Source organism: Alcanivorax sp. UBA3183, assembly GCF_002364155.1.
Lineage (GTDB): Bacteria > Pseudomonadota > Gammaproteobacteria > Pseudomonadales > Alcanivoracaceae > Alcanivorax > Alcanivorax jadensis.
Genome location: NZ_DEXN01000047.1, coordinates 105519 through 108906 on the forward strand (window position 1 = coordinate 105519; position 3388 = coordinate 108906).

Below are 3388 nucleotides of genomic sequence, written 5' to 3' on the forward strand. Positions count from 1 at the left end.
CTTGTAGCTTGTAGCTTGTAGCTGCCTTTATACTCCTCCCATGAACGACGCCTTGATTCGCTATTTCCCCCGGGTGGATTACACCCCCTGCTGGCAGGCCATGCGCACGCTGACCGATGGCCGTACCGTCGACACTGCTGACGAACTCTGGGTGCTGGAACACCCTCCGGTGTTCACCCTGGGCCAGGCCGGCAAGCCGGAGCATGTGCTCAATGCCGGGGAGATCCCGGTGGTCAACAGCGACCGTGGCGGACAGGTGACCTACCATGGCCCCGGGCAGACGGTGATCTACCTGATGCTGGACATCAAACGCCTGGGGCTCGGTAGTCGCGGGCTGGTCAGCGCCATCGAACTGGGCATCATCGATTTTCTGGACAGCCACGGCATCGACGCCGCGAACCGGAACGATGCACCCGGTGTCTACGTAAACGGTGCCAAGATCGCCTCTCTGGGACTGCGCATCCGTCGGGGAGCCAGCTACCATGGCCTGGCCATCAACCGGGACATGGACCTGTCACCCTGGCAGCGTATCAACCCCTGCGGCCATGTGGGCCAACCCATGACCACCCTCAGCGAGCAAGGCGTGGTGCTGGATCGCCACACCATGGAGCAGCAACTGGTGACGTTATTAGCCAAACGTCTGGGCCTGATGCCACGGACAGCGCCCGCGCCCGACTGGTACAATGACATCTCCGAATTTCCGCCGGCCCAACACAGCCCGGCACCCTGACAGTAACGGACACCCCATGAGCGAGCAGGCACAGGCCAAGCGCAAGGTTCAGATCGGCGACAAGCTGCGTGGCGCAGACAAGGTACGCACCATTCCCATGGTCAACGAAGAGACCGGCTACCAGCGTAAACCGGACTGGATTCGCGTACGCGTTCCCGCCAACGGCGAAATCCAGCGCATCAAGTCGATGCTGCGCGAGCAGAAGCTGCATACGGTCTGCGAGGAAGCCGCCTGCCCCAACCTGCCAGAGTGTTTCGGTGGCGGCACCGCCACCTTCATGATCATGGGTGACATCTGCACCCGTCGCTGCGCGTTCTGTGATGTGGGCTTCGGCCGCCCCAACACGCTGGACCCGGAAGAGCCGCTGCACCTGGCAGAATCCGTGGACAACCTGGGCCTCAAGTATGTGGTGATCACCTCCGTAGACCGGGATGATCTGGCCGACGGTGGCGCCGAGCACTTTGCCGAATGCATTCGCCAGGTTCGCTCCCGCACCCCGCAGACCAAGATCGAAATCCTCACCCCGGATTTCCGTCCCTGCCTGGATACCGCGGTGGATATTCTGGTGGAAACAGCCCCGGATGTGTTCAACCACAACATTGAGACCGTCCCCGAGCTGTACAAACACATTCGCCCCGGCGCCCGCTATCAACACTCGCTGGACCTGCTGCAACGCTACAAGGCCCGCCGTCCGGACGTGAGCACCAAGAGCGGCATCATGGTGGGCCTGGGCGAGACCTACGAGCAGGTCATCAACACCATCAAGGACCTGCGTGCCCACGATGTGGACATGCTGACCATCGGCCAGTACCTGCAGCCCAGCAAACACCATGCCCCGGTGGACCGTTTTGTCCACCCGGACGAATTCCGCGACTACGCCCGTGTCGCCAACGAGCTGGGTTTTCGCTCCGTGGCATCCGGCCCCATGGTGCGCAGCTCCTACCATGCGGACCTGCAACACAAGGGTATTGATGTCGGCATGCATAAACCCGACTGATCTCTCACCATCATGAGTACGCAACCGGCGATGAAATTTACATTTCATCGCCACTCCCCCCGCTGACCCGGCACCGGCTTTGGTTTAGTCTAGGCCCAGTCGAGTTGTTCTACTTTCTGCCATTCCGTGGCCAGGTCCGCTAATGTCTCACCCAGTTCCCTTCAGGGCGCGCTTTTTCCAGTTATTCCCCGCCCTGTCATGCCTCGTCCTGCTTGGCGCCGTGGCCGCCACACCGGTCCATGCCGGTGCCCCTACGCCCTTGCTGGCACCGGTACTGGAGGCCGCCAGAAACCTGAAACTGGCAGACGAGCATCTGGCAGTCACCGCCATCCCCTTGAACGGCCCCGGGGACGCCCGCTTCCTGAATGCGGATATGCCCTTCAATCCCGGCTCGATCATGAAGGTAGTGACCACCTATGCGGCGCTAGAACTGCTTGGCCCTACCTACCAGTGGCATACCCGCCTGTACACAGATGGCACGATCAGTGACAGCACCTTGCACGGCAACCTCTACTTTGTTGGCAGTGGCGACCCGAAACTGACTGAAGAGCGTCTCTGGCTGCTGATGCGCGAGTTGCGCGCCATGGGCATCGCCCATATCCAGGGTGACCTGGTACTGGATGCCAGCGCCTTCAATCTACCCAACGGCATCCCCGATTTCGATGACGATGGCGACAACCCCAACGCCCCCTTTCTGGTTAAGCCCCATGCCCTGCTCACCAACCTGAACGTATTGCGCATTCGTACTCGCGCTGATGCAAGGGGCATTCATACCTGGACCGAGCCCACCCTCAACGGCGTGGAGATCGATAACCGTATGGTCTTCAAAGACTATGGTCACTGCCCACGACGCTACCAGTTCGACTACGAGCCGACGCTGACCGATAGTGGCCATACCCGCATCACGCTCACTGGCGTCTTGCCCAAGGGCTGCTCCACCAGCAGCTACCTGTCGGTGATGGAGCAGGGTGACTACACCGGCGCCCTGCTCACCGGCCTCTGGCAGCAACTGGGCGGCACCCTCACCGGCCAGATCCGCCAGGGCCTGCGGCCCCGTGATGTCGATACCGAGCTGCTGGCCACCACCTCCTCGCGGGATCTGGTGACGATGGTTCGCGACATCAACAAGTGGAGCAATAACGTGATGGTGCGCCAGTTGTTCCTCAGCCTGGGCGCCAAATACCGTCAACCCGGCGATCGGGACGACCTGGCCGCAGCGGAAAGAACCATCCGGGAATGGCTGGAAACCAAGGGCATACTGAGCCAGGGTATCGTTTTCGAAAACGGTTCCGGGCTGTCCCGGATAGAGCGCATTTCCGCACGACAGATGGCCAGTCTGTTGCAGCAAGCCTGGGAAAGCCGCTTCGCCGCCGAGCTGATTGCGTCCTTGCCGCTGGTGGCCATGGATGGCACCATGCGCCGCCGGCTGGGCAAAGCGGGGATGGCCGGCATGGGCCATATCAAAACCGGATCGCTCAGGGATGTTCGCTCCATTGCCGGCTTCACCCGTGACGAAAACAACACCACCTGGGCGGTGGTGGCCATGGTCAACCACAGCCAGGCCTGGCGCACGGAAACCATCCTCGACTCGGTGATCGAACAGGTGCATCTGGCAGCACGCCCACCCAGTATCGATACGGCCGGACACTGACGCCTGACGC

General features: G+C 61.5%; 3 protein-coding genes. All 3 read left to right on the forward strand.

The window, feature by feature from the left end; genetic code table 11:
- Positions 1–40 precede the first annotated feature (40 nt).
- The gene (lipB, locus tag B3Q33_RS15020; protein WP_272980037.1) at positions 41–730 is read left to right on the forward strand and encodes a lipoyl(octanoyl) transferase LipB; all 690 of its coding nucleotides are present in this window, start codon (positions 41–43) and stop codon (positions 728–730) included.
- 16 nt (positions 731–746) lie between these two features.
- Positions 747–1727, forward strand: a complete 981-nt coding sequence (gene lipA, locus B3Q33_RS15025; RefSeq protein WP_035250131.1) for a lipoyl synthase — start codon at positions 747–749, stop codon at positions 1725–1727.
- Between the two features lie 142 nt (positions 1728–1869).
- Complete coding sequence (gene dacB / locus B3Q33_RS15030; protein ID WP_052043091.1) at positions 1870–3378, forward strand: D-alanyl-D-alanine carboxypeptidase/D-alanyl-D-alanine endopeptidase; 1509 nt, start codon at positions 1870–1872, stop codon at positions 3376–3378.
- Positions 3379–3388 lie beyond the last annotated feature (10 nt).

Bases quoted from the DNA above. Each gene is read 5' to 3' on its own strand.
- lipA (WP_035250131.1), top strand. From the start codon at position 747: ATGAGCGAGCAGGCACAGGCCAAGCGCAAGGTTCAGATCGGCGACAAG.
- dacB (WP_052043091.1), top strand. From the start codon at position 1,870: ATGTCTCACCCAGTTCCCTTCAGGGCGCGCTTTTTCCAGTTATTCCCC.
- lipB (WP_272980037.1), top strand. From the start codon at position 41: ATGAACGACGCCTTGATTCGCTATTTCCCCCGGGTGGATTACACCCCC.